This is a genomic window from Pseudomonas sp. S5D5, assembly GCF_003013355.1.
Classification (GTDB): Bacteria; Pseudomonadota; Gammaproteobacteria; order Pseudomonadales; family Pseudomonadaceae; genus Aquipseudomonas; species Aquipseudomonas aylmerensis.
In genome coordinates this window covers 1,855,964-1,879,917 of the sequence record NZ_PTEO01000001.1, presented here as the reverse complement: position 1 = coordinate 1,879,917, position 23,954 = coordinate 1,855,964, and the positions used below count along the sequence as shown (strand labels likewise).

Below are 23,954 nucleotides of genomic sequence, written 5' to 3'. Positions count from 1 at the left end.
AGGGTTGATCTTCAGCAGGGCGGTAACTATTTGGCACATGAGAAAACGGATCAGCGTCGCAACGGCATGCCCAGGTCGACGCGCAGGCCATCGGCCTGGCTGTCGAATGTCAATGAGCAGGAACACCGCTGCACGATGGCCTGCACGATCGCCAGGCCCAGGCCGCAGCCTTCGCTGTTGCCATTGCGCCAGAAGCGTTGGGTAAGGTACTGCAGGTCCTCGGCGGAAATCTGCGTGCCGTGGTCACGCACGCGGAACACCACCTGATCGCCAGCGTTGAACACATTCAGCTCCACCCGGGTGTCGGCCGGGGTGTGGCGCAAGGCGTTGTCCAGCAGGTTGCGCAGGGCCGCGACGGCCAGGCCCACCGGCATTTCCACCGGAGCGCTGGTGAGGGTGTCAGCCAGGACCAGGTCGATGCGCTGGTTGTCGCCGGCGTTCGCATCCTCGATCGCCAGCCGCGCGACTTCCTCGGCGCTGGACTGCAAGCCGTCGTCGAATGACAGGCTGCCCTCTACCCGCGCCAGTAGCAGCAATTGCTCCAGGGTCCGGTGCAGGCGGTCGGCGCCTTCCTCGGCGTGGGCCAGCGACTGGTCGCGCGCCGCGCCCTCGGTCATGCGCGCGACTTGCAGGTGGGTCTTGATCGCGGTCAGCGGGCTACGCAACTCGTGGGCCGCATCGCCGGTCAGGCGGCGTTCGCGCTCAATGGTCTTGGCGATGCGCTGCAGCAGTTGGTTCTGCGTATCGAGCAGCGGCTTGAGCTCGCTGGGCAACGGGTGAATCTGCAGCGGCTCGAGGGAATCGGCGCTGCGGCGCATCAGCGCGTCACGCATGCGATTGAGCGGCAACAGGCTCTGGCCGATGCCCAGCCACAGCAGGCACAGGCAACCCAGCATCGCCACGCCGACCGGCACCGAAGCAGCCAGCAGGATCGACAGGTTCAGCGCCTCGCGCTCCACCTGGCGGTCGGCCGTGGTGATCAGCAGGTCGCCACGCGACAGGGTAAAACTGCGCCAGCCCACACCGTCTACCACCTGGTCGCGGAAGCCGCTCTTGCGCGACTCCAGGCCCTCTTCCGGGGTGGTATGGCTGCGCGCGAGGATTTCGCCGCGCAGGGAGCTGACCTGGCAGGCCATGCCGCCCGGCACGTGCAGTTGTTCGGCGCTGAAATGCGCGCCGCCGCTGACACTCGCGAGCCCCGGCATTTGCTCGGTCAGCCCCGCTACCATGCGCGCGGACGCCACCAGGCGCTGGTCTAGGGAAAACATCATCTGGTTGCGCAGGTCGTTGAGCATCCAGGCCGCTGCCAGGGCCCAGATCAGCACAAAAGCGGCGCCTAGCTTGAAGGTCAGGCGCAGGCGCAGGCTTTTCACGACACGTCCTCTCCCCCGTCCGCCGGCCCGAGGCGGTAGCCCAGGCCACGCACGGTTTCGACGATGCCATTGCCCAATTTGCGCCGCAGGTGGTGGATATGCACGTTGAGGGCGTTGCTTTCCAGTTCGTCGTTGAAGCCGTAGACGCTGTCCTTGAGCTGTTCGCTGGACAGCACCCGACCCTTGTTATGCAGCAGGGCCTGCAGCAGCGCCTGCTCGCGGCGCGACAGGTCGACCGGCTGGCCGCCGAGGAAGGTCTCGCGGCTGCTGGGGTCGTAGGCCAGGCGGCCGTGCTCGATCAGGTTGACGCTGCGCCCCGCCACGCGCCGCAGCAGGGTCTGCAGGCGGGCGGCGAGTTCACGCAGGTCGAATGGCTTGAGCAAATAGTCGTCGGCCCCGGCTTGCAGGCCGTCGACACGATTGGTCACCGAATCTCGCGCGGTGAGGATCAGCACCGGGATTTCGAGCCCCTGGCTGCGCTGCTGCTGCAACAGCTTGAGGCCATCTTCGTCGGGCAGGCCGAGGTCGAGCACCATGATGTCGAACGTGGCCGCCTTGAGCATCGCCCGCGCCGCCGCCGCCGTGGCCACGTGCTCGACGGTAAAGCCCTGGGCGCCAAGGCCGGCGACGATGCCGCTGGCGATCAGCTTGTCGTCTTCACAGACCAGTACGTGCATGGTGAACCCTTCATGAAAGATGGGGAGGATTAAAGGTGTCGCGGATTAAGCGCCGATTATGCCGTGAAAAGAGGCGCGCTCAGTCATCCCCTTCACTTTAGAATAGCGCCCGGTTAATCATCGGTTAATCAACGCCACACATTGTGTGCCTACTTGCATCGAACTAAGGCTTGACCATGCGGCATCTGTTTACCTTTCTGCTGGTGTTGTTCGCGGGATTCGCCCAGGCCGCGCCGGGCAACCCGTTCGAGACCAAACCCGACTTCCTGCCGGTGGGCAAAGCGTTCACCTTTACCTCCGAGCGCCTGGAATCCGGTGAGACCCAGCTTTACTGGCAGATTGCCGACGGGTACTACCTGTACAAGCAGCGCATGAAATTCGATGGCCTGGCCGAACAGCCAGTGCTGCCGCAGGGCGAGGCCCATAGCGATGAGTTCTTCGGCGAGCAGGAGGTGTATCGCCAGGGCCTTGAAGTGAAGATCCCCGCCGGCGCCACCGGCCAGGTCAAGCTCGGCTGGCAAGGCTGCGCCGATGCCGGCCTGTGCTACCCGCCGCAATCGATCACTGTAGACCTGGGCGGCAACCCCGCTGTTGCCGCTACCGCCGAGGCGCAGGACCAGAGCCTGGCCAGCGGCCTGCAACAACGCAGCCTGGGTTGGAGCCTGCTGGTGTTCTTTGGCCTCGGGCTGCTGCTCGCGTTTGCCCCCTGTTCGTTACCGATGCTGCCGATCCTCGCCGGCCTGGTGGTGGGCAGTGGCGCCAGCCCGCGTCGCGGCTTTGCGCTGGCCAGCAGCTATGTGGTGTGCATGGCCCTGGTGTATGCCGCGCTCGGCGTGTTGGCCGCCCTGCTCGGCGCCAACCTTGCCGCACTGCTGCAAACACCGTGGATCCTCGGCAGTTTCGCCGCGCTGTTCGTGATCCTCGCGCTGCCGATGTTCGGCTTCTTCGAGCTGCAACTGCCGGCCTTCCTGCGTGACCGCCTCGACAACGTCAGCCGCCAGCAAAGCGGTGGCAGCCTGTTGGGCGCCGGGGTTCTCGGCGCGCTGTCGGGCCTGTTGGTGGGGCCGTGCATGACCGCGCCCCTGGCCGGCGCTCTGCTGTACATCGCCCAGAGCGGCAATGCCGTGCACGGGGGCTTGATCCTGTTCGCCATGGGCATCGGCATCGGCATTCCGCTGTTGCTGCTGGTGACCGTGGGCAACCGCTTCCTGCCCAAGCCGGGCACCTGGATGAACGTGCTCAAGGGCGTCTTCGGCTTCCTGTTCCTGGGCACCGCGGTGCTGATGATTCGCCCGGTGGTCGACGACAGCCTGTGGATCGGCCTGTGGGGCGCACTGGCCTTGGTGATGGCTTACTGCGGCTGGACCCTGGCCCGCGAGTACGGCCTGGCTGCCAAAATGTTCGGTGCCGGTTCGCTGGTGCTCGGCCTGTGGGGCGCGGTGCTGGTGGTGGGCGCAGCCGGTGGCAGCGATGACCTGTTCCAGCCATTGAAGGTCTACAGCGGTTCGCGAGTCGCCACCGCAGCGGACGCCCACGACGCCTTCATGACCATCAAGGATCCAGCCGTGCTGCAAAGCCAGCTCGACAGCGCCAAGGCCCAGGGCCAATGGGTGCTGGTGGACTACTACGCCGACTGGTGCGTGTCGTGCAAAGTCATGGAAAAACAGGTGTTCGGCAAACCCGAGGTCATGGCCGCCCTGAAGGATGTCCGCCTGCTGCGCCTGGACGTCACCGCCGACAACGCCGCCAGCCGTGCGCTGCTCGGCCGCTACAAGGTGCCGGGGCCGCCGAGCTTTGTCTGGATCGGCCCCGACGGTGAGGAGCGCCGTGCCCAACGCATCACTGGCGAAGTGGACGCCGCCGCTTTCCTGCAACGCTGGACCCAGACCCGGGACGCCCTCTGATGCTGACCCTGACCATCGGCACCTTCGCCATCGCCCTGAATCACATCCTGTTGATCGGCGCGCTGATTCTCGCCACCCTGGTGGGTTGGCGCGTGGCCAAGCGTGGCGGTGAAAACCCGGAATCGGTGCTGTTCAGCCTGTTCCTGCTGGGCATGCTGGTGGCCCGCATCAGCTTTGTGCTGATGTACTGGAGTGACTACAGCAACGACTGGCTGCAGATGGTCGACCTGCGCGACGGCGGTTTCCTCGCCTGGCCTGGCGTGGTCGCACTGGTGCTCGGCGCACTGGCCTACGGCTGGCGTCGCCCGGCCCTGCGCAAGCCGCTGAGCGCCGGGGTGATCACCGGCCTGCTGTTCTGGGGCATGGCCACCCTGTCCCTGAGCCTGTACGACAAAGGCACGCAACTGCCGGACATCACCCTGCGCAATGCCAACGGCGAGGTGGTGCAACTGGCCGACTACAAGGGCGGCCCGCTGGTGATCAACCTGTGGGCCACCTGGTGCCCACCGTGCCGGCGGGAAATGCCGGTGCTGGAACGCGCGCAACACCAACGCCCGGACGTGACCTTCCTGTTCGTCAACCAGGCTGAAAGCATGCAGAGCGTCAGCACCTTCCTCGCTACCCAGGGCCTGACCCTCGACAACGTACTCTTCGATGCCAGCGGCCGCCTCGGCCAGGCCGTGGGCTCCATGGCACTGCCGACCACGTTGTTCTACCGGGCCGACGGACGCCTGATCAACAGCCACCTGGGCGAGTTGTCCCAGGCCAGCCTGGCCCGTGCCATGGAACCCTTCGACACCGAACCTGCCGCCATAAGGAAACCGACATGCCCCGCCTCCGCCACCTGCTGACCCTGCTGCCGCTGACCTTCCTGTCACTCAGCGCGACAGCCACCCTGGCCCAGGCCGAAGACTGGCCGGCACCGATCAAGCAGATCGAGGCCAAGGGCGCCAAGATCCTCGGCAAGTTCGATGCGCCCAGCGGCCTCACCGGGTACGCCGCGCAATACCAGAATCGCGGCATGGCGCTGTACCTGACCGCCGACGGCAAGAGCGTAATCGCCGGCAACCTGTACGACGCCCAAGGCAATGACCTGAGCAGCGCGCCCCTGGAAAAACTGGTGTACGCGCCGATGGCCAAGGCAGTCTGGGCCAAGATGGAAAACAGCAGCTGGATCCAGGACGGCGACAAAAACGCGCCGCGCACCGTCTACCTGTTCAGCGACCCTAACTGTCCTTACTGCAACATGTTCTGGGAACAGGCGCGGCCATGGGTGAAAGCCGGCAAGGTGCAGTTGCGCCACATCATGGTCGGCATCATCCGCGAAGACAGCCCAGGCAAATCCGCCGCACTGTTCGCCGCCAAGGACCCGCAAAAAGCCCTGGAAGAACACGAAGCCGCCGGCAAAGCCAGCAAGTTGCAGGCGCTGGCCAAGATCCCGGCGACTATCGAAGCCAAGCTCGATGCCAACATGAAGTTGATGGATGAGCTGGAACTGTCGGCAACGCCGGCGATTTTCTACCTGGATGACAAGGGCCAATTGCAGCAACAGCAAGGGGCGCCGTCGCCGGAGAAGTTGGTGAAGATTCTGGGGCCGAAATAAGCAACGCCTGGCCTGACCTCATCGCCGGCAAGCCAACTCCCGTGGGAGCCAGCTTGCCGGCGCTGAGGCCCTGGCAGACCACAAATATCAAAGCCCCTCCAGCTCCGCCATCAAATCACTCAACCGATCCACTTTCTCCGCGCTGATCTCGTTCGCCGCCAGCCCATCAATGTACTCGGCCAGCTCCGCTACCGTGCTGCACTCGAACATGGCTCGCAGCGGTACATCGCGTTGCAGGGACTTCTGCACGCGCGAGGCAATCTGCGTGGCCAGCAACGAGTGGCCGCCCAGCTCGAAAAAGTTGTCCTGCACGCCCACCCGCTCGACTTTCAGTACCTCGGCCCAGATGGCGGCCAGGGTGGTCTCCAGTGCGTTGCGCGGCGCCAGGTAGTCCTGGCTGTGCAACTGGCCGATTTCGAGTGCCGGCAGGGCCTTGCGGTCGAGCTTGCCGTTGGCGTTGAGCGGCAGGCGCTCGAGCCATAACCAGTGCAACGGCACCATGTATTCCGGCAGTTCGGCGCGCAGGCGTTGCTTGATGCGGTCCAGGCGTTCGCTTGAACTCAGCGCTTCATCGGCCGCCACCAGGTAGCCGACCAGATGCTTGCCGTTGACGCCTTCCTGCACGCCCACGGCGGCATCACGCACGTACGGCTGCTCATGCAGGCGCGCTTCGATTTCACCCAGTTCGATGCGGTAACCGCGAATCTTCACCTGATGGTCGATACGACCGACGTATTCCAGCACGCCATCACTGCGCCGACGCGCGAGGTCGCCGGTGCGGTACAGGCGCTCGCCCGGCGCGCCGAACGGGTTCGGCACAAACACCTGGGCGGTGCGCAGCGGATCGCTGACATAACCGCGGCCCACACCGGTACCGGCCACGCACAGCTCGCCGACTGCACCTTGCGGCACCAACTCCAGCGCGCCATCGAGCAGGTACAGGCGGTTGTTGTCGGTCGGTGTACCGATCGGCAGGTAAGTGCCACGGGTCGACGCCACATCGACGCGGAAGAACGCCACATCGTCCGAGCACTCCGCCGGCCCGTAGGCGTTCACCAGGCCAATCTGCGGGTATCGCTGCAGCCACTGGTGCGCGAGTTCCGGCGGCATCGCTTCGCCGGTCGGCAGCATCCAGCGCAGGCCGTCCAGGCTCATGCGCTCCTGGGCCAGCATGCCCTGGATCAGCGACGGCACGCTTTCCAGCACGGTGATGCCCTGGGCCTGTACATGCGCCAGCAAGCCTTGCGGATCGTGGGCAATGGTGTTCGGCACGATGTCCACCCGCGCGCCGAACAGCGGCGCGGCAAGGAACTGCCACACGGAAATATCGAAGCTTTGCGAGGCGGTCTGGGCGATCACATCCGCCGGCCCGAGGTCCAGGTACGGCACCTTGCTCAACTGGTTGTTGAGCATGCCGCGCTGTTCGACCATCACGCCTTTGGGCAGGCCGGTGGAGCCCGAGGTGTAGATCACGTAGGCGAGGTTGTCCGCTGCGCTGTAGATGCCGGGATTGGCACCACGGCCAGGCACTTCTTCCCACACCAGCAGTTGGCAATCAAAACCCTGCAGCAGTTCGATGGCCTGTTCGCGGCACGCCTCGGTGCACACCAGCAACGGCGTGCGGCTCAGGTCGATGATGCGGCTCAGGCGCTGGCTGGGCAGCCCCGGGTCCAGCGGCAGGTAACCGGCGCCGGCCTTGAAGCTGCCGATGATCATGCCCAGCAGGTCCAGGTTGCGCTCAGCCAGCAACGCCACCGGTTGATCCAGGCCCACACCCGCCGCGATCAACGCGTGGCCGAGGCCGTTACTGCGCCGGTTCAACTCGTCATAGGTCCACTGCTGGTCGAGGCAACTGGCGGCAATCCGCTGCGGATGCGCGGCCACCTGCGCCTCGAACAACTCGATGTAGCTGCTCTCCAGTGGATAGGTGTGTTCGCTCTGGTTGCAGCCGTCTACCAGGAACTCGCGCTCCTGCTCGCCGATCAGCGGCAGGTCGGCCATGTCGCCATGGAAGCCCTGCACCAGCGCCAGCAGCAGCCGCTTGAATTCGCCGAGCATGCCTTGCACGGTGGTTTCATCGAAATAACGCTGGTCGTAGGACAGGTGCAAACCGAGGTCATCCCCCGGATAACACACCGCCGTCAGCGGGAAGTTGGTGTGGGTGCGGCCGGAGTCCGAGGTGGCATTCAAGCTTTGCGCACGGTCCAGCACCGAGACTTCCACCGGAGCGTTTTCGAACACGAACAGGCTGTCGAACAGCGGTTGGCCCTTGGGCAGTTCGCTGTGTTCCTGAATAGTCACCAGCGGCAGGTATTCGTACTCGCGCAGCTGCATATTGCTGTCGAGCAGGCCGCTCAACCACTCGCGCACGCTGCAACGCTGGTGGTCCTCGGGCAGCTTCACACGCAGCGCGATGCTGTTGATAAACAGGCCGACGGTGCGTTGCATCTCGGGCATTTCTACCGGGCGCCCGGCCACGGTGACGCCGAACAGCACGTCGCGGTCGCCGCTCAGGCGCCGCAGCACCAACGCCCAGGCTGCCTGGGCAAAGGTGTTGACGGTGAGCTGATGGGCCTGGGCCAATTCGCGCAACTGCGCGCCGTCGCGGGCATCGAGGCGGGTGTAGCAGTCGCCCACCACCATGCCGCCACTGTGACCGGCATGTTCACGCAGGAACGGCCGGTCGCTCGGGATCGGCGTGGTGCGCTCGAACCCCTGCAGGTTCTGCTGCCACCACTGGCGCGCTGCGTTCAGGTTCTGGCGTTGCAGCCAGGCGATGTAGTCGCGATAACGCGGCGGCGTGGCCAGTTGCGCCTCGCGGCCTTCGCCGAGGGCCGTGTAGAGCTCAAAGAAGTCATTCATCAGCAGCGAACGACACCAGGCATCGATGAGGATGTGGTGGTTGCTCATCATGAACCAGTAGCGCGCTTCGCCGACACGGATCAGGCGCAGGTGGAACGGCGCCTGGTTGAGCAGATCGAAACCGGCTTCGCGCTCCTGCTTGAGCAGCGCCTGCAGACGCGGCTCCTGCTCGCTCTCCGGGTCGGCGCTCCAGTCCAGATACTCGATCGGCGTACTGCCGGGCTTGTGGATCACTTGCAGCATGTCTTCGCCGACATTCCAGCAGAATGACGCGCGCAACGCTTCGTGACGGGCAATCACCGCCTGCCAGGCCTGGGCGAAACGCTCGGGGTCGAGCGCGCTGTTGATGCGGTAGCGGTCCTGCATGTAGTAGAGGCCGGTGCCCGGTTCCAGCAGCGTGTGCAGCAGCAGGCCCTCCTGCATCGGGGTCAGCGGGTAGACGTCTTCGATGGCACTGGCCGGCACGGGCAACGCGTCCAGTTGCGACTGGGTCAGGTGGGCCAGCGGGAAATCGGACGGGGTCAGCCCGCCCACGCTGTCCTCAAGGCAATGCGCAACCAGGCTTTGCAGTTCGGCCAGGTAGGCATCGGCCAGCGCCTGGAGGGTCTGCGGGTCGTGGCGTTCACGGCTGAAGGTCCAGCGCAGCACCAGTTCACCGCCGTAGACCTGGCTGTCCACGCTCAGCTCATTGGGCAGCGGCGCGTCCGGGTCATGGGCCAGGCCGGCGGACTCGTCCAGCGGATGGAACAGCGCATCGGCGCCGAAGCTCTGGTCGAACTGGCCGAGGTAGTTGAAGGTGATCGCGGCACTCGGCAACGCGGCCATGCTGCGCTTGCACAGATCATCCGCCAGGTAGCGCAGCACGCCATAGCCGAGGCCCTTGTGCGGCACGCCGCGCAGTTGCTCCTTGATCGCCTTGATCGAGTCGCCCTGCCCGGCTTGTGGGGTCAGGCGCAATGGATAGGCACTGGTGAACCAGCCGACGCTGCGGGTCAGGTCGATGTCGTCGAACAGCGCTTCGCGACCATGCCCTTCGAGTTGGATCAGTGCCGAAGCGTGGCCACTCCAGCGGCACACCACGCGGGCCAGGGCCGTCAGCAGCAGGTCGTTGACCTGGGTGCGGTAGGCGCTCGGCGCTTGTTGCAGCAGTTGTCGGGTGCGTTCGGCATCCAGGCGCACGCTGACGGTGTCGGCATCGCGGTGGCGCAGCGACCCTTGCGGGCGAGCGACCGGCAACGCCACCGCTGGGCCCGCTAACTGGTCCTGCCACACGCGCAACTCTTCGCGCAGCGACTCGTTGCCGGCATACGCCTGCAGGCGCGCGGCCCAGTCACGCAAGGCACTGGTCTTGGCCGGCAGATTGACGGATTGGCCGTCGCTCAGTTGCCGGTAAACCGTCTGCAAATCCTCCAGCAACACACGCCACGACACGCCGTCCACCACCAAGTGGTGGATCGCGAGCAAAAGGCGTTGCTGGCCTTGCGGGCCATCCACCAACAAGGCCCGCAGCAGCGGCCCGTGTTCGAGGTCGAGGCTGCGTTGGGTGTCGGTGAACAGCGCGGTGCACTGCGCCATATCACGCACTTTCGCTTGCATCAGCACGCCGCCCTCGGGCACGGCCAGGTGTTGGGCGTGCCACTGCGCATCGCGCGGGGTGAAACTCAGGCGCAGGGCGTCGTGGTGTTCGAGCACTGCCAGCAGCGCCTGCTCGAGGCGATGGGGTTCCAGCAGTTGCAACGGTTTGAGCAGCAAGGCCTGGTTCCAGTGCTGCCGGTTGGGAATGTCCGTATCGAAGAACCAGTGCTGGATCGGTGTCAGGCCCGAGGGCCCCGTGAGCACGCCCTGCTCGGCGATAACCTGCTCGGAACGCGTGGCGACGGCGGCCAGGGTTTGCACGGTCTGGTGCTGGAACAGGTCACGCGGGCTGAAGTGAATCCCGGCCTGCCGCGCGCGGCTGACCACCTGGATCGACAGGATCGAGTCGCCGCCCAGTTCAAAGAAATTATCGTCCAGGCCCACCTGTTGCACGTTCAACACCGCGCACCAGATGGCGGCCAGGGTCTGTTCCAGCTCGTTGCGCGGCGCCACGTACTGTTGGCGGTTGGCCTCGGGGTCGGGTTGCGGCAAGGCGCGGCGGTCGAGTTTGCCATTGGCGGTCAGCGGCATGCTGTCCAGCACGATCAGGTGCGCGGGCACCATGTAGTCCGGCAACTGCGCCTTGAGGTGCGCCTTCAGCGCGTCACGCAAGGTGCCGTGGTCGGCGTCGCTGACCAGGTACGCCACCAGTTGCTTGCCGCTCGGCGAATCCAGCGCCAGCACCACCGCTTCGCGCACGGCTTCATGCTCCAGCAGGCGGGTTTCGATCTCGCCCAGCTCGATGCGGAAACCACGAATCTTCACTTGATGGTCGATGCGCCCGAGGTACTCCACCAGGCCATCGGCCCGTTGCCGAACCAGGTCGCCGGTGCGATACAGACGCCCACCGTTGGCCGCAAACAGATCCGCGACAAACCGCTCGGCGGTCATGCCTGGACGCTCGTGATACCCCTGGGCCAGGCCGGCACCGCCGACGTACAACTCGCCGGTCGCACCCTGTGGCACCAACGCCAGGTCGGCGTCGAGAATGTAGGCCACGCGGTCACCGATAATGCTGCCGATCGGCACGCTGGCCGCGCCCTCCTCCACGTGCTGCGGCGCCAGGCTGGCGAGCGGCATCACCACGGTTTCGGTCGGGCCATAGGCGTTGAAAAACACGTCGGGCTGGAACGCTGCGCGGATGCGCTGCAGGTGCTCGCCGGTGAGGGCCTCGCCACCGGTGATGCACATGCGCACCGGCAGCGTCTGGTGTTGGGTCGCCAGCCATTGCGCCAACTGGCTGCCATAACTCGGGGTGAAACCGAGGATGTTGATGCGATGGGTGCGGATCAGCGCGCAGATTTCCTCCGCATCCCACTGGCCCTGGGCACGCAACACCACCTGCGCGCCGCTGAGCAGCGGCACCAGCAGGCGCTCGGTGGCGGCGTCGAAGTTGATCGAATAGAAGTGCAGCTCGCAGTCATCCGGGCGCATGCCGAAGCGCTCGATCACCGCCTGGCAGTGCATGGCGATTTCACCGTGGGCGACCACCACGCCTTTCGGCTTGCCGGTGGAGCCGGAGGTGTAGATCAGGTACGCCTGGTGCTGCGCCAGGCTAATGAACGGCAGCTCGTCGGCCGGGTAATTCGCCAGCACCGGCAAGTCATCTTCCAGGCACCAGCAGGCCACGGTGGCCGGCAATTCGCCGAGGGCTGCGAACATCGCCGCATCGCTGAGCAGCAGGCCGATGCCACTGTCTTCGATCATGTAGTGCAGGCGGTCGAGCGGGTATTCCGGGTCGAGCGGCACATAGGCGCCGCCCGCCTTGAGGATTGCCAGCAGGCCGATGACCATTTCCAGCGAACGCGGCAACGCCAGGCCGACCCGCACCTGCGGGCCGACGCCGCGCTCGCGCAGCATCCAGGCCAGGCGATTGGCGCGGGCATCGAGTTCGGCGTAGGTGAGAGTCACGCCGGCAAAGGTCAGCGCCGGGGCATCCGCACGCTTGGCCGCCTGTAGGCTGAACAGTTGATGAATGCACTGGTCGAGGCGATGTTCACCGGCCTCGACGCCCAGGCTGTCCTGCAAGGCTCGTTGCTCAACCGCGGTCAGCAACGGCAGCTCGCTGAGGCGCTGCGCGGGATTTGCGATCAGGGCTTCAAGCAGGTTGCGCCAATGTTCGGCCATGCGCGCAATGCGCGGTTCATCGAACAGGTCGGTGCTGTAGGTCAGGCAGCAACCCAGGCGATGGTCGAGGTCGGTGACTTCCAGGTTGAGGTCGAACTTGGTCGCGCGGGCATCGTTGGCCAGGTACTCGACAGTCATGCCGGCGAGTTGGCGGCTCTGCTGGAACTCCCAGCGCTGCACGTTGCACATCACCTGGAACAGCGGGTTGTAGGCTGCGCTGCGGGGCGGTTGCAGGGCTTCGACCAGATGATCGAACGGCAGGTCCTGGTGGGACTGGCCTTCGATCACGGTGTGGCGCACCTGCTCGAACAGCTCAGCGACATTCATCTGCCCATTGAGCTGGCAGCGCAGCACCTGGGTGTTGAGGAACGCACCGATCAGGCCTTCGCTTTCCGGGCGAATCCGGTTGGCCACCGGGGCGCCGATGCGCAGGTCGGTCTGGCCGCTGTAGCGGTAGAGCAACACGGCCAGGGTCGCGGTCATGGTCATGAACAGCGTCAGGCCGCGCTCGGCGTTGAACGCGCGCACGCGGGCGGCCAAGTCGTCGCTCAGGTCGAAGCGATAGAGCTCGCCCTGATGACTTTGCACCGGTGGCCGCGGACGATCACCGGGCAGTTCCAGCAGCGGGTGTTCGCTGCCCAACTGCGCCGTCCAGTAGTCCAGTTGGCGCTGGCGTTCGCCGCTTTCCAGCCACTGGCGTTGCCACACGCTGTAGTCCAGGTACTGCACCGGCAACGGCGGCAGCGGCGACAGGCGTTCATCGATAAACGCTTCGTACAGGGCGCTGAGTTCACGGGCAAAGATGTCCATGGCCCAGCCTTCGGTGACGATGTGGTGCAGGGTCAGCACCAGGTAGTGCTCCTGATCGCCCGCCTTGACCAGGCACGCGCGCAGCAACGGCCCGGTCTCCAGGTTGAACGGGGTGTGGGCCTCCTGATCGGCACGTTGCTGCAGGCGCTGCTGGCGCTCGGTTGCGTCCAGCGCCGAGAGATCCTGCCAGTCCATGCGTAGGCCGGTCTGCGCCGAGACTTTCTGATAGGCCACGCCATCGACACTCGGGAAGGTCGTGCGCAGGGTTTCGTGGCGCATGACCAAGGCCTGCAACGCCGCCTCGAATCGCCCCACATCCAGCACGCCACGCAGGCGTGCCATGCCGCCGACGTTATAGGCCGGGCTGTCCGGTTCCATCTGCCACAGGAACCACATGCGCTGCTGGGAATAGGACAGCGGCACCCTCTGGCTGCGGTCGACCTGGGCAATTGCGGTCTGCTGGTTGCGTTGGCCGGAGGCCTGGATCAGCGCCACTTGCTCGGCAAAAGCGCCCAACTCGCTGGCTTCGAACAACGTGCGCAACGGCAACTCGACGTCGCAGGCCTGGCGGGTGCGGGAGATGATTTGCGTGGCCAGCAACGAATGGCCGCCAAGGGCGAAAAAGTCATCGCGCAGACCCAGGCGCGGCACGCCGAGCACTTCGCGCCAGATCGCCGCGATCTGTTGCTGCAACGCGGTTTCGGGCTCGATATGGTCGCGGGTTTGCCACACCGGTGCCGGCAAGGCACGGCGGTCGAGCTTGCCGCTGGGGCTCAGGGGCATGGCGTCCAGGCGCATCAACAGCGCGGGCACCATGTACTCCGGCAGTTCGGCGGCCAGCGCGGCCTTGACGTCCTGTTCATCCAGCGCGGTGCTGGCGGTGTAGTAACCGATCAACTGCGCGTCGCGCACCAGCACCACGGCCTGGGCGATACCGTCCAGGGCCAGCAGGCGCGCTTCGATTTCTTCCGGCTCCACACGGAAGCCGCGCAGCTTGACCTGCTGATCGAGGCGGCCCAGGTATTCGAGCACGCCGTCGGCGCTCCAGCGCGCGCGGTCACCGGTGCGATACAAGCGTACGCCGCCCTCGCCCAGCGGATCGGCGACAAACCGTTCAGCGGTCAACCCGGCGCGTCCGAGATACCCGCGTGCCAGGCCGATGCCGCCGATGCACAGCTCACCCGGCACACCGGCCGGCAACGGATTGAGCTGCTCGTCCAGCACGCGGCAGATCACATTGCCCAGCGGCCGGCCAATCGGCGAGCGCTCGCCGTCTGCGGCCGTGCACTGCCAGTGGGTGACGTTGATCGCGGTCTCGGTCGGGCCATAGCGGTTGTGCAACTGCACTGCCGGCAACTGTGCCAACACACGGTTGCGCAACTCGGCGGGCAAGGCTTCGCCGCCGGAAAACAGGCGACGCAGGCTGGTGCATTCGGCCGCCAGCGGTTCATCGATAAACAGCTGCAACAGCGGCGGCACAAAGTGCAACGTGGTTACGCCGTGCTCCTGCACCAATTGCGCAATGCGATGCGGGTCGCGATGCTCACCGGGGCCGGCCAGTACCAGTCGACACCCGGTGATCAGCGGCCAGAAGCACTCCCACACCGACACGTCGAAACTGATCGGCGCCTTCTGCATCAGCACATCGGTGTCATTGAGTTGATAAGTCGCCTGCATCCACTGCAAGCGCTCGGCCAGGGCCGCATGGGTATTGCCCACGCCCTTGGGCTGGCCGGTGGAGCCGGAGGTGTAGATCACGTAGGCGAGGTTATCGCCCTCCAGGTGCAGGCCCGGTGGCTGGGTCGGCCAGCTGTCCAGGTGCAGGCTGTCCATGGCAATCACGCACACGCCGGGCGCAGCCGGCACGCGGTCCAGCAATGCGGTCTGGGTCAGCAGCAGGTGTACGCCGCTGTCCTTGAGCATGTAGGCCAGGCGGTCGGCAGGGTAGTCCGGGTCCAGCGGCACATAGGCACCGCCAGCCTTGATGATCGCCAGCAGGCCGATCAACAGCTGCGGCGAACGCTCGGCGGCGATGGCCACGCACACATCGGGGCCGACGCCTTTGTCGCGCAGGTAGTGGGCCAGGCGGTTGGCCTGGGTGTGCAACTGGGCGAAGGTCAGGCTAGCGTCCTGCCAAACCAGCGCGGTGCGGTCCGAGGCCTGCTGGTTGAGCAACTCGGGCAGCCACTGCCGGGCCGGCGCACACGGTGCCGTGCTCCACGCGGGCTGTTCGTCCTGCAGCCTCAACGGCAGGTCGCCGAGGGTTTGCTGCGGCTGCTCGCAGACCGCTTGCAGCAGCTGGATAAAGTGCTCGGCCAGGCGCTGGAGGGTCGCGTGTTCGAACAGTTCATCGGCGTAATCGAAGGACAGGCTCAAGCGCCCGTTACGGTCTTCTTCACTGTGCAGTTGCAGGTCGAACTTGGCTTCGCGGCTGTGCCACGGCAGCTCCTCGGCGAGCATGCCGGGCAGGCGGCGCAAGGCGCTCAAGTCGCGTTGCTGGTGGTTGAACATGACCTGGAACAGACCTTGTTCGCGCGCCTGCGGAAAGGCTTCCAGCAGTTGTTCGAAAGGCAAGTCCTGATGCGCTTGCGCGCCTAATACCGTCTCGCGAGTCGAGGCCAGCAGTTGGCTGAAGGGCAGGCGCCCGTCCAACTCGGCGCGCAGCACCAGGGTGTTGATGAAGAAGCCGATCAGGCCTTGGGTTTCCTGGCGCGGACGGTTGGCATTCGGCACGCCAATGCGGATATCGCGCTGGCCGCTGTAGCGGTAGAGCAGGCTCTGGAACGCCGCGAGCAACACCATGAACGGCGTGGATTGATTGGCCTGGGCGGTCTGGCGAATCGCTGCGCTGAGGCCGGCGCTCAAACGCACACTGTGGCGCGAGGCGCTGTAGCGTTGCTGCGCCGAACGTGGGCGATCGGTGGCCAGGCTCAGGGGCGGATGCTCCTCGCCCAGCTGCGCTTTCCAGTACGCCAGTTGCCGCCGGCCTTCGCCCTGGGCCAGCCATTGGCGCTGCCAGCTGCCGTAGTCGGCGTACTGCAGGGTCAGTGGCGGCAAAGTCAGGGCCTGGCCCTGGCTGGCGGCGGCGTACAGGCGCGAGAACTCGTCGAGCAGAATATTCAGCGACCAACCGTCGGCGATGATGTGGTGAAGGGTGACCAGCAATTGGTGATCTTCATCGTCCAGGCGCACCAGGGTTACCCACAGCAACGGGCCTTTTTCCAGGTCGAACTGGGTGCGGGCTTCGTCCTCGCGGATCTGTTGCGCGCGGGCTTCACGTTCGGCGGCAGGCAGGTCACTGAGGTCGATGACTTGCAGCTCGAAATCGGCGTGAGCAGCCACGCGCTGGAAAGCCTGGCCATCGCGTTCGTAGAAACGCGTGCGCAAGGCCTCATGGCGTTGGATCAGTTGCTGGAAGCTCACGCGCACCGCGTCTGCGTCCAACTCGCCCCGCAGGCGCAGGCCACCGGGGATGGTGTAGGCGCTGCTCTGCGGGTCCAGTTGCCAGGTGATCCACAGGCGGTTCTGTGCCAGCGATTGCGGCAGTTCGTCCTGGCGCGACAAGGCAGCAATCGCGCCTTGGGCCAGGCCACCGTCCTGTTGCAGTTGCGCCACGCTCGCGGCGAACGCCGACAGCGTCGGCGCCTCGAACAGCAGGCGCAGGTTCAGTTCCAGGCCAAGGGTTTCGCGCAGCCGCGCGACCACCTGGGTGGCGGTGATGGAGTTGCCGCCGAGCAGGAAGAAATGGTCATCGGCGGCCACGCTCGGCACCTGCAATTGCTCGCACCAGATCGCTGCGATCCGGCTTTGCAGCTCGGATTCCAACGCCGCATCGCTTGCCTGCACGTGCAGGTCGGGAAACTGCGCATAGCTGTCGAGGCTGCCATCGGCGTGACGCAACGCACACGCGGCACGCTGCACTTTGCCGCTGGAGGTCTTGGGCAAGGCGCCGGGATTGAGCAACACCACCACGCTCGGCGCTTGCTGACAGGCCTCGGCCACCGCTTGGCGGATCGCCTTGATCAGCGCGTCGGGCGGCAGGATTTTCTGCACGCTGCGGCTGATTTCCACGGCGATGCCGATTCCTTCCAGGCCCTGGTCATTCACCGCGAACGCCGCAACGCGGCCCTTGCGCACCACCTCGACTTCGCGCTCGATGGTCTGCTCGATATCCTGGGGATACAGGTTGTGGCCACGCACGATCAGCAGGTCTTTGAGACGCCCGGTGATGTACACCTCGCCGTCTCGGATAAAGCCCAGGTCACCGGTGCGCAGCCACGTACGGCCGGCGTGTTGGACGAAAGCCCTCGCGGTGGCCTCAGGGTTGCGCCAGTAGCCATGGGCGATGCTCGGCCCGGTGGCCCAGAGTTCGCCGACGCAGTTGTCGGCCAGTTCACTCAAGGTCTGTGGGTCGGCGATCAGCACCGCGTGGTCCGGCTGGCTGGTGCCGCAACTCATGATTGCACTGCCCTGCCCAGGCTCGGCGCGATTGGCAGCCAGGGCCTGCTCGTCGACACGCAGCGCCGGGATGCCCTGGCCACGGCGACCACCGGCGACAAACAGGGTGGCCTCGGCCAGCCCGTAGGAGGCAAAGAAATTGTTCGGGGTGAAACCGCAGCTCGCGAACTTCTCGGCGAAGCGTTCCAGGGTGTCGAGGCGAATCGGCTCGGAGCCGGAATAGGCCACGCGCCAGCGGCTCAAATCCAGGCGTTCCAGCGCGGATTCACTGACCCGCTCGCTGCACAGGCGGTAGGCGAAATCCGGTCCGCCGCTGATGGTGCCGCCGTATTCGCTGATCGCTTCCAGCCAGCGCAACGGCCGGCCGAGGAAATACGCCGGCGCCATCAACACGCACGGCACGCCACTGAAGATCGGTTGCAACAGGCCACCGATCAGGCCCATGTCGTGGTACAGCGGCAGCCAGCTGACGATCACGTCGTCGGGGTTCAGGTCGATACCAAAGCCACGGCGGATCAGCACTTCATTGGCCACCAGGTTGCCGTGACTGACTTGCACGCCCTTGGGCAACGCCGTGGAGCCGGAAGTGTATTGCAGGAAGGCAATGTCGTCGGGCTGCAGCTCAGGGGCCAGCCAACGCTCGGCGATGCCGGCATCGAGGGTGTCGACACTCAGCACCGGCGGCGCGTTGTCGATCTGGGCCAGGCCATCGCCGAGGCTGGCGATGGTCAGCAGCAGGCGCGGTTCGGCATCGGCGATGATCGACAGCAGGCGCTCCTGATGGTGACGGCGCGTGGACTCCGGCGGATAGGCCGGCACCGCGATCACCCCGGCGTACAGGCACCCAAAGAACGCTGCGACGTAGTCCGGGCCGCTGGGGAACAGCAACACTGCGCGATCGCCCAGCGTCGCCTTGGCCTGCAAGGCGGCGGCGATGGTCCGGGCGCGCTGGTCCAGGTCACGGTAACTGAGCACCACGCTGTGCTCGGCCGACTCGGCGAGGAAGCGCAGGGCCACCTGGTCCGGGGTCTGCGCGGCACGACGTTGAAGGGACTCGACCAGGTTACGGGGAAGTTCGAAGGCGTCCATCATGGGGTTCCTGCCTGAAATCGGCTTACGTGAAATTCGGGAAGTGGGGAGCTGTCAGCCGGCGGCCAGTTGCCGCGCCGCGCCATTGCGCCAGCGGGCCAGGTGTTCATCGGCGTAACGGCGCACGCAGCGCAATACGGCGCTTTCGTGCTGCACAAGGAAGAAGTGGTGACCGTCGAACATGTCGAGGGAAAAGCCGCTGGCGGCATCGAGTTGCCAGTCGAGCAACTGGTCGGCGCGCACGCTGTCCTGCTTGCCGCCGAACACATGGATCGGCATGTCCAGCGGCGTGCGCTGGCCATAGATGAAGCTGCCGCACAGCAGGAAATCGGCGCGCAGGATCGGCAGCATCAACTGCATCAACTCGGGGTTGGCCAGGGCTTCTTCGGCGGTGCCTTGCAGCTCGCGCAGGCGGGCAATCAGCTGCTCATCGGTTTTCTCGATGGCGTATTCGCTGACATCCCGGCGCGCCGGCCCGGCGGTGCCGGAGGCAAACAACGCAAGCGGCGCGGGCACACCGCGGGCCTTCAAGGCATGCGCCAGTTCGAACGCCAGCAGGCCGCCGAGGCTGTGGCCGAACAAGGCGTAGGGGCCGCTCAAGTCGTGGCTGATCTCTTCCGCGAGCTGCGCCGCCAGGGCCTTGATATCCCGCTGCAGGGGCTCGTCCATGCGCATGCCACGCCCGGGCAATTCCAGCGGGCACACGTGCAGCCATTCCGGCAGGGCTCGGCGCCAACGCGCGTAGACCATGGCGCTGGCACCCGAATAGGGCAGGCAAAACAGGCGCAGTCGCGTCGGCGCAGTCATCGGCCGACGACTCCAAACTGAAACACGCTGTATGCACGATAGAAACCCATTTCGTCCTCCTGCGGGGGCTGATCCTTGGCCGTTTTACTAACGGACCTGTCACCCAGAAGAACGGACGGCACCGGCAAATAATTAGTCGCCAGGGGCGAGCGCGACGTGGTTCACATCTAACAAGAAAGCATAAGATTAGTTCGTCTTCTCATTTGACAATCATTATCATTAAGCATAATTTGTTGCCCGATGTGTAGGAGGCCTCAGCAAGGACGCCCTCCCCTAACCTCTTTTGCGACAAGGTGATTTCCATGACGGAACCAGTAACCACAGGCAGGTGCGACTCACCACTTCTCCAGGCTTTCGTCGACAATCGACTGATATTGGTGAAGATCGCAGCACGCATTACCGGCTGCCGCTCGCGGGCCGAAGACGTAGTGCAGGACGCCTACTTCCGGCTGCAATCCGCGCCGACGATCACCTCGTCGTTCAAGGCCCAGTTGAGCTATCTGTTCCAGATCGTGCGCAACCTGGCGATCGATCACTACCGCAAGCAGGCCCTGGAGCTCAAATACTCCGGGACGGAAGAGGAAGGCTTGAATGTGGTTATTCACGGCGCTTCACCGGAAACCTCGCATATCAACTTCAATACCCTGGAAAACATCGCCGACGCCCTGACGGAGCTGCCGCAGCGCACCCGCTACGCGTTCGAGATGTACCGCCTGCACGGCGTGCCGCAAAAGGACATCGCCAAGGAACTCGGCGTCTCGCCGACCCTGGTGAACTTCATGATCCGCGACGCGCTGGTGCATTGCCGCAAGGTCTCGGGCAGCCACAGCGATACGTTTGCACGCCGGGTCTAAACGTTGATGCGCAAAGGGCCGAGCCGTTGCGCGCCAAGAATCAGCAGCGCCGCGCGTTTATGGGCGAAGTCGAATTCTCGCTGGCAATGGGGGCAACGATTCTGCGCGGGGCCTGCCGCCCCTTCTGCACACTGCGCATCCAGGTAGAAGTAATGCACCATCGCCGCCAACCGCGCATCGAAACGCCGCAGGACTTCACCGTGGGAAAGGTCGCAAAGATCAGTGGGATGTGACATGAAGGGCACTCGCAAACATCGTCAACCGTTGGTTGAGATGACGTGAGCAGCGCTAGGAAATTTAGCCGTCAGGGCGTCGGCATGACGTCAATGCGATAGGGTTCGAAAATCTTCAGCAGCTCGCCGCTGTCACGCAGGCGCTTGAGCAAGGCGGAAAAGGCCGCGCCGGTGATCGGCGCCTTGGGGCGCAGCAAGGCGTAGTGGTGGTAGACCTGGTCGATACGCTCCGAAACCAGGAACTGCCCGGCCATGTCCGCATTGCGCACCAGGAAATCACTCAGGTAGGAACGCGTGACCAGCGCAATATCCGCACGCCCGCGCACCACCATCAGCAGATTGCTGTCATGGGAATACGTCAACGTGGCGTTGAACTGCTCGGCCAGGTACTTGGGGTCGGGATTGAAATGCGCGAAGGCGTAGTGATAGCCGCTGAACACCGCCAGGCGTTTGCCGGTGAGGTCGGTGAAATAGTCCTGGCCGCGATCGAGCTGCCGCTGGGCGACGAAGATTTCCGCGTCTTCCAGGCCCATGTCCACGCTGGTGTGAGGAATTTTCTGCCAGCCCCAGTCGGGGTTTTCGAAAATGGCCATGTCGATACGGCCCTGCTCGAAATCACGAAAACGTCGCGGGATGGAGGTGGGCACCAGCACAAACTGGTAGTCGGCCTGTGAAGCATTGAGCGCTTCGACCAACTGCGGCAGCAGCCCGGTGTCGGCGCCCTGCTCGGGGCGCACGGTGTAGGGTGGAAAGTGCGCGGCGCCGATCCGTACCAATTGCGCAGCCGAAGCCGGCATCCACCACGCGGTGCCCAGTGCCCAAAAAGTAAGTCCTGCAGCCAGCCGCCATGGCGAAAACATCAAGGCACACACCGTTCACTACGTTAATGGCGATAAGCTAGGCGTTTTTGTCTGGCGAGACAACTTTTTCACCGTCAAATGAATAGCTTGCGCCTCAGTCGGGCTTCAACACCATCAGCAGGGCTTCTTCAGCCAACTCTTCCAGCGTCAGGCTGCCCTCGGCGCGAAACCAGGTGGTGGTCCAGGACAGCGCACCGGTGAGGAAACGCCGGGTGATAAACACATCACCCTTGATGTAGCCCGCCGCCTTGGCCTCACCCAGCACCTGCAGCCAGATCTGCTCATATACATCGCGCAGGGCCAGTACCTGGGCCTGACCCTCGGCCGACAGCGAACGCCATTCATAGACCAACACCGCCATGGCTTCGCCACTGCCGCCCATGATCGACTGCAACTCGCAACGGATCAGCGCCAGCACGCGTTCGCGCACGGTGGTCGCTTCTTCGAGCGAGGCGCGCATCATCGCCGTGTTGTAATGAATGGTTTCCTCCATCACCGCCCGCAGGATCTCGTCCTTGCTCTTGAAGTGATGAAAGATGCTGCCGGACTGGATGCCCACGGCGCCGGCCAGGTCGCGCACCGTGGTGCGTTCAAATCCCTTGTTGCGAAACAGGTGAGCCGCGGTCTGCAGCAACTTGCCCCGGGCACTGTCGGGGTCAGTCAATTGGCCACCGTCGACCATGGTGCGCATCACCCGCAGGGCTTTTTGCTCATCCATGCTGCTCTCCTCTACTTCTACGGACGTCTTGGCCGGCAATTTAGGCCGTGGCCGCCACCCAAGCAAGCGCTTGGGCAAAACTTGTGTCTGGAGTTTACAAACCAAGCGCTTGCTTGGTAGTCTCGTTGCCAGCCATTCGAGGAAGGATTTCTCATGAGCAAGACGGTTCGTATCGGCTGCGCCAGCGCCTTCTGGGGCGACACGTGCACGGCCGCCGCCCAATTGGTGCACGGCGGCGCACTGGATTACCTGGTGTTCGACTACCTGGCGGAAGTCACCCTGTCGATCCTCGCCGGCGCGCGGATCAAAGATCCCCAGGCCGGCTACGCCACGGATTTTGTCGAAGTGTTGACGCCGCTGCTCGGCGAGATCCAGCGCCAGGGCATCCGCGTGATCAGCAACGCCGGCGGCATCCACCCGCAGGCCTGCGCCGCCGCCCTGCAAGCGGCCTGCGACAAGGCTCAGGTACCGCTGAAAATCGCCGTGTTGCTGGGCGACGACCTGCACCCTCAACTCAAGCACCTGCACGGCATCACCGACATGTTTAACGGCGCGCCGCTGCCGCCCCTGTGCGTGTCGGCCAATGCCTACCTCGGCGCACCCGGGATTGTCCAGGCACTGCAGTTGGGTGCGGATATCGTGATCACCGGTCGCGTGGTCGACAGCGCGGTGGTCAGCGCAGCGCTGGTGCATGCCTTCGACTGGTCCTGGCAGGACTATGACCGCCTGGCCCAGGCGGCACTGGCCGGGCACATCATCGAGTGCGGCGCGCAATGCACCGGCGGCAACTTTACCGATTGGCGCGAGGTGCCGGACTACGAGCACATCGGCTTCCCCATCGTCGAAGTGAGTGCCGACGGCCAGTTCACCGTGAACAAGGTCGATGGCACGGGCGGCCTGATCAGCGAACTCAGCGTGGCCGAGCAACTGCTGTATGAGATCGGCGACCCACGCGCCTACTTCTTGCCCGATGTGATCTGCGATTTCAGCCAGGTCAAATTGCACCAGCAAGGCAAACACAGCGTGCGCCTGCACGGTGCCAGGGGCTTGCCGCCGACCGACCAGTACAAGGTCAGTGCAACTTACCCGGACGGCTTTCGCTGCACCGCGAGTTGTCTGATTGCCGGCATCGACGCGGTGGCCAAGGCCGAGCGCGTCAGCCAGGCGATCATCAACAAGACCGCCGAACTCTTCAGCCAGCGCGGCTGGGCGCCCTACACCGACGTGAACATCGAGCTGCTCGGCAGCGAGGCCACCTACGGCGCCCACGCCCAGCGCCAGGATTGCCGCGAGGTGGTGGTGAAGATGGCGGTGCGGCACCCGAGCAAACAGGCCTTGGTGCTGTTCGCCCGCGAGATCGCCCAGGCGGCTACCGGCATGGCGCCGGGGCTGACCGGCATTGTCGGGGGACGCCCGACCGTGTACCCGCTGATTCGCCTGTTTTCATTCCTGATCGACAAGTCCGCCTGTGAGGTGGTGATCGACTTCCAGGGCGACAAATACGCCTGCGCGCTGCCGACCGCCGACGCCCCTCTCCTGCCGGCCCCTGCCGTGGATCCGCCCAAACCCCAAGGCCGCGCCGACGCCAGTGTGCCGTTGGTGAAGCTGGCCGTGGCGCGCTCCGGCGACAAGGGCAACCACAGCAATATCGGCGTGATCGCGCGCGCGCCGGAGTACCTGCCGTGGATCGCCGAGGCGCTGACCCCGGAAGTCATCGTCGACTGGATGGGCCACGTGCTCGACCCCGTGCACGGCCGCGTCGAGCGCTGGTACCTGCCCGGCAGCCACAGCCTCAACTTCCTGCTGGAAAACGCCCTGGGCGGTGGCGGCATCGCCAGCCTGCGCATCGACCCGCAAGGCAAGGCCTTCGCCCAGCAACTGCTGGAAATTCCCATCGCCGTGCCGCAACACATCGCTGATCAACTCACTTAAAGGAGCGTTGCC

The 23,954-nt window shown here is 65.0% G+C and carries 12 protein-coding genes; 5 read left to right on the top strand and 7 right to left on the bottom strand.

The annotated features are described in order from the left end of the window. Positions 1–50: 50 nt before the first annotated feature. The gene (locus C9990_RS08965) at positions 51–1,373 is read right to left on the bottom strand and encodes an ATP-binding protein (protein WP_065903466.1); all 1,323 of its coding nucleotides are present in this window, start codon (positions 1,371–1,373) and stop codon (positions 51–53) included. Then, the gene (locus C9990_RS08960) at positions 1,370–2,050 is read right to left on the bottom strand and encodes a response regulator (protein ID WP_065903475.1); all 681 of its coding nucleotides are present in this window, start codon (positions 2,048–2,050) and stop codon (positions 1,370–1,372) included. Before C9990_RS08960 ends, C9990_RS08965 begins: the two co-directional genes overlap by 4 nt. 176 nt (positions 2,051–2,226) lie before the next feature. On the opposite strand from C9990_RS08960, the gene dsbD reads away from it, so the two are divergent. From dsbD to dsbG, 3 genes are read left to right on the top strand one after another with little or no spacing between them, the layout of a single operon-like run. Further along, positions 2,227–3,954: a protein-disulfide reductase DsbD gene (dsbD, locus tag C9990_RS08955; protein WP_106803052.1), complete on the top strand. Its 1,728-nt coding sequence runs from the start codon at positions 2,227–2,229 to the stop codon at positions 3,952–3,954. After that, on the top strand, positions 3,954–4,805 hold the full coding sequence (locus tag C9990_RS08950; RefSeq protein WP_065903485.1) for a prolipoprotein diacylglyceryl transferase family protein: 852 nt from the start codon (positions 3,954–3,956) through the stop codon (positions 4,803–4,805). The genes dsbD and C9990_RS08950 overlap by 1 nt, the downstream gene beginning before the upstream one ends. Further along, positions 4,781–5,557, top strand: a complete 777-nt coding sequence (gene dsbG, locus C9990_RS08945) for a thiol:disulfide interchange protein DsbG (RefSeq protein WP_065903488.1) — start codon at positions 4,781–4,783, stop codon at positions 5,555–5,557. Before C9990_RS08950 ends, dsbG begins: the two co-directional genes overlap by 25 nt. 87 nt (positions 5,558–5,644) lie before the next feature. Here the strand turns inward: dsbG and C9990_RS08940 are convergent, their stop codons facing one another. After that, complete coding sequence (locus C9990_RS08940) at positions 5,645–18,541, bottom strand: non-ribosomal peptide synthetase (RefSeq protein WP_106803051.1); 12,897 nt, start codon at positions 18,539–18,541, stop codon at positions 5,645–5,647. A gap of 51 nt (positions 18,542–18,592) precedes the next feature. Next, positions 18,593–19,345, bottom strand: coding sequence for a thioesterase II family protein (locus C9990_RS08935; RefSeq protein WP_106803050.1), 753 nt, complete (start codon positions 19,343–19,345; stop codon positions 18,593–18,595). A gap of 302 nt (positions 19,346–19,647) precedes the next feature. Here C9990_RS08935 and C9990_RS08930 point away from each other — a divergent pair, with 302 nt between their 5' ends. Beyond that, the gene (locus tag C9990_RS08930) at positions 19,648–20,199 is read left to right on the top strand and encodes an RNA polymerase factor sigma-70 (RefSeq protein ID WP_106803049.1); all 552 of its coding nucleotides are present in this window, start codon (positions 19,648–19,650) and stop codon (positions 20,197–20,199) included. On the opposite strand, the gene C9990_RS32260 is transcribed toward C9990_RS08930, so the two are convergent. From C9990_RS32260 to C9990_RS08920, 3 genes are all read right to left on the bottom strand, one after another. Then, on the bottom strand, positions 20,196–20,435 hold the full coding sequence (locus C9990_RS32260; RefSeq protein WP_157955058.1) for a hypothetical protein: 240 nt from the start codon (positions 20,433–20,435) through the stop codon (positions 20,196–20,198). The two genes, C9990_RS08930 and C9990_RS32260, sit on opposite strands and share 4 nt — an antisense overlap. Before the next feature lie 68 nt (positions 20,436–20,503). Further along, positions 20,504–21,292, bottom strand: a complete 789-nt coding sequence (locus C9990_RS08925) for an ABC transporter substrate-binding protein (protein ID WP_083221366.1) — start codon at positions 21,290–21,292, stop codon at positions 20,504–20,506. Between the two features lie 94 nt (positions 21,293–21,386). After that, a complete protein-coding gene (locus C9990_RS08920; protein ID WP_106803048.1) occupies positions 21,387–22,010 on the bottom strand; it encodes a TetR/AcrR family transcriptional regulator in 624 nt (207 codons plus the stop codon). Between the two features lie 153 nt (positions 22,011–22,163). Here C9990_RS08920 and C9990_RS08915 point away from each other — a divergent pair, with 153 nt between their 5' ends. Next, on the top strand, positions 22,164–23,942 hold the full coding sequence (locus C9990_RS08915; RefSeq protein ID WP_106803047.1) for an acyclic terpene utilization AtuA family protein: 1,779 nt from the start codon (positions 22,164–22,166) through the stop codon (positions 23,940–23,942). Positions 23,943–23,954 lie beyond the last annotated feature (12 nt).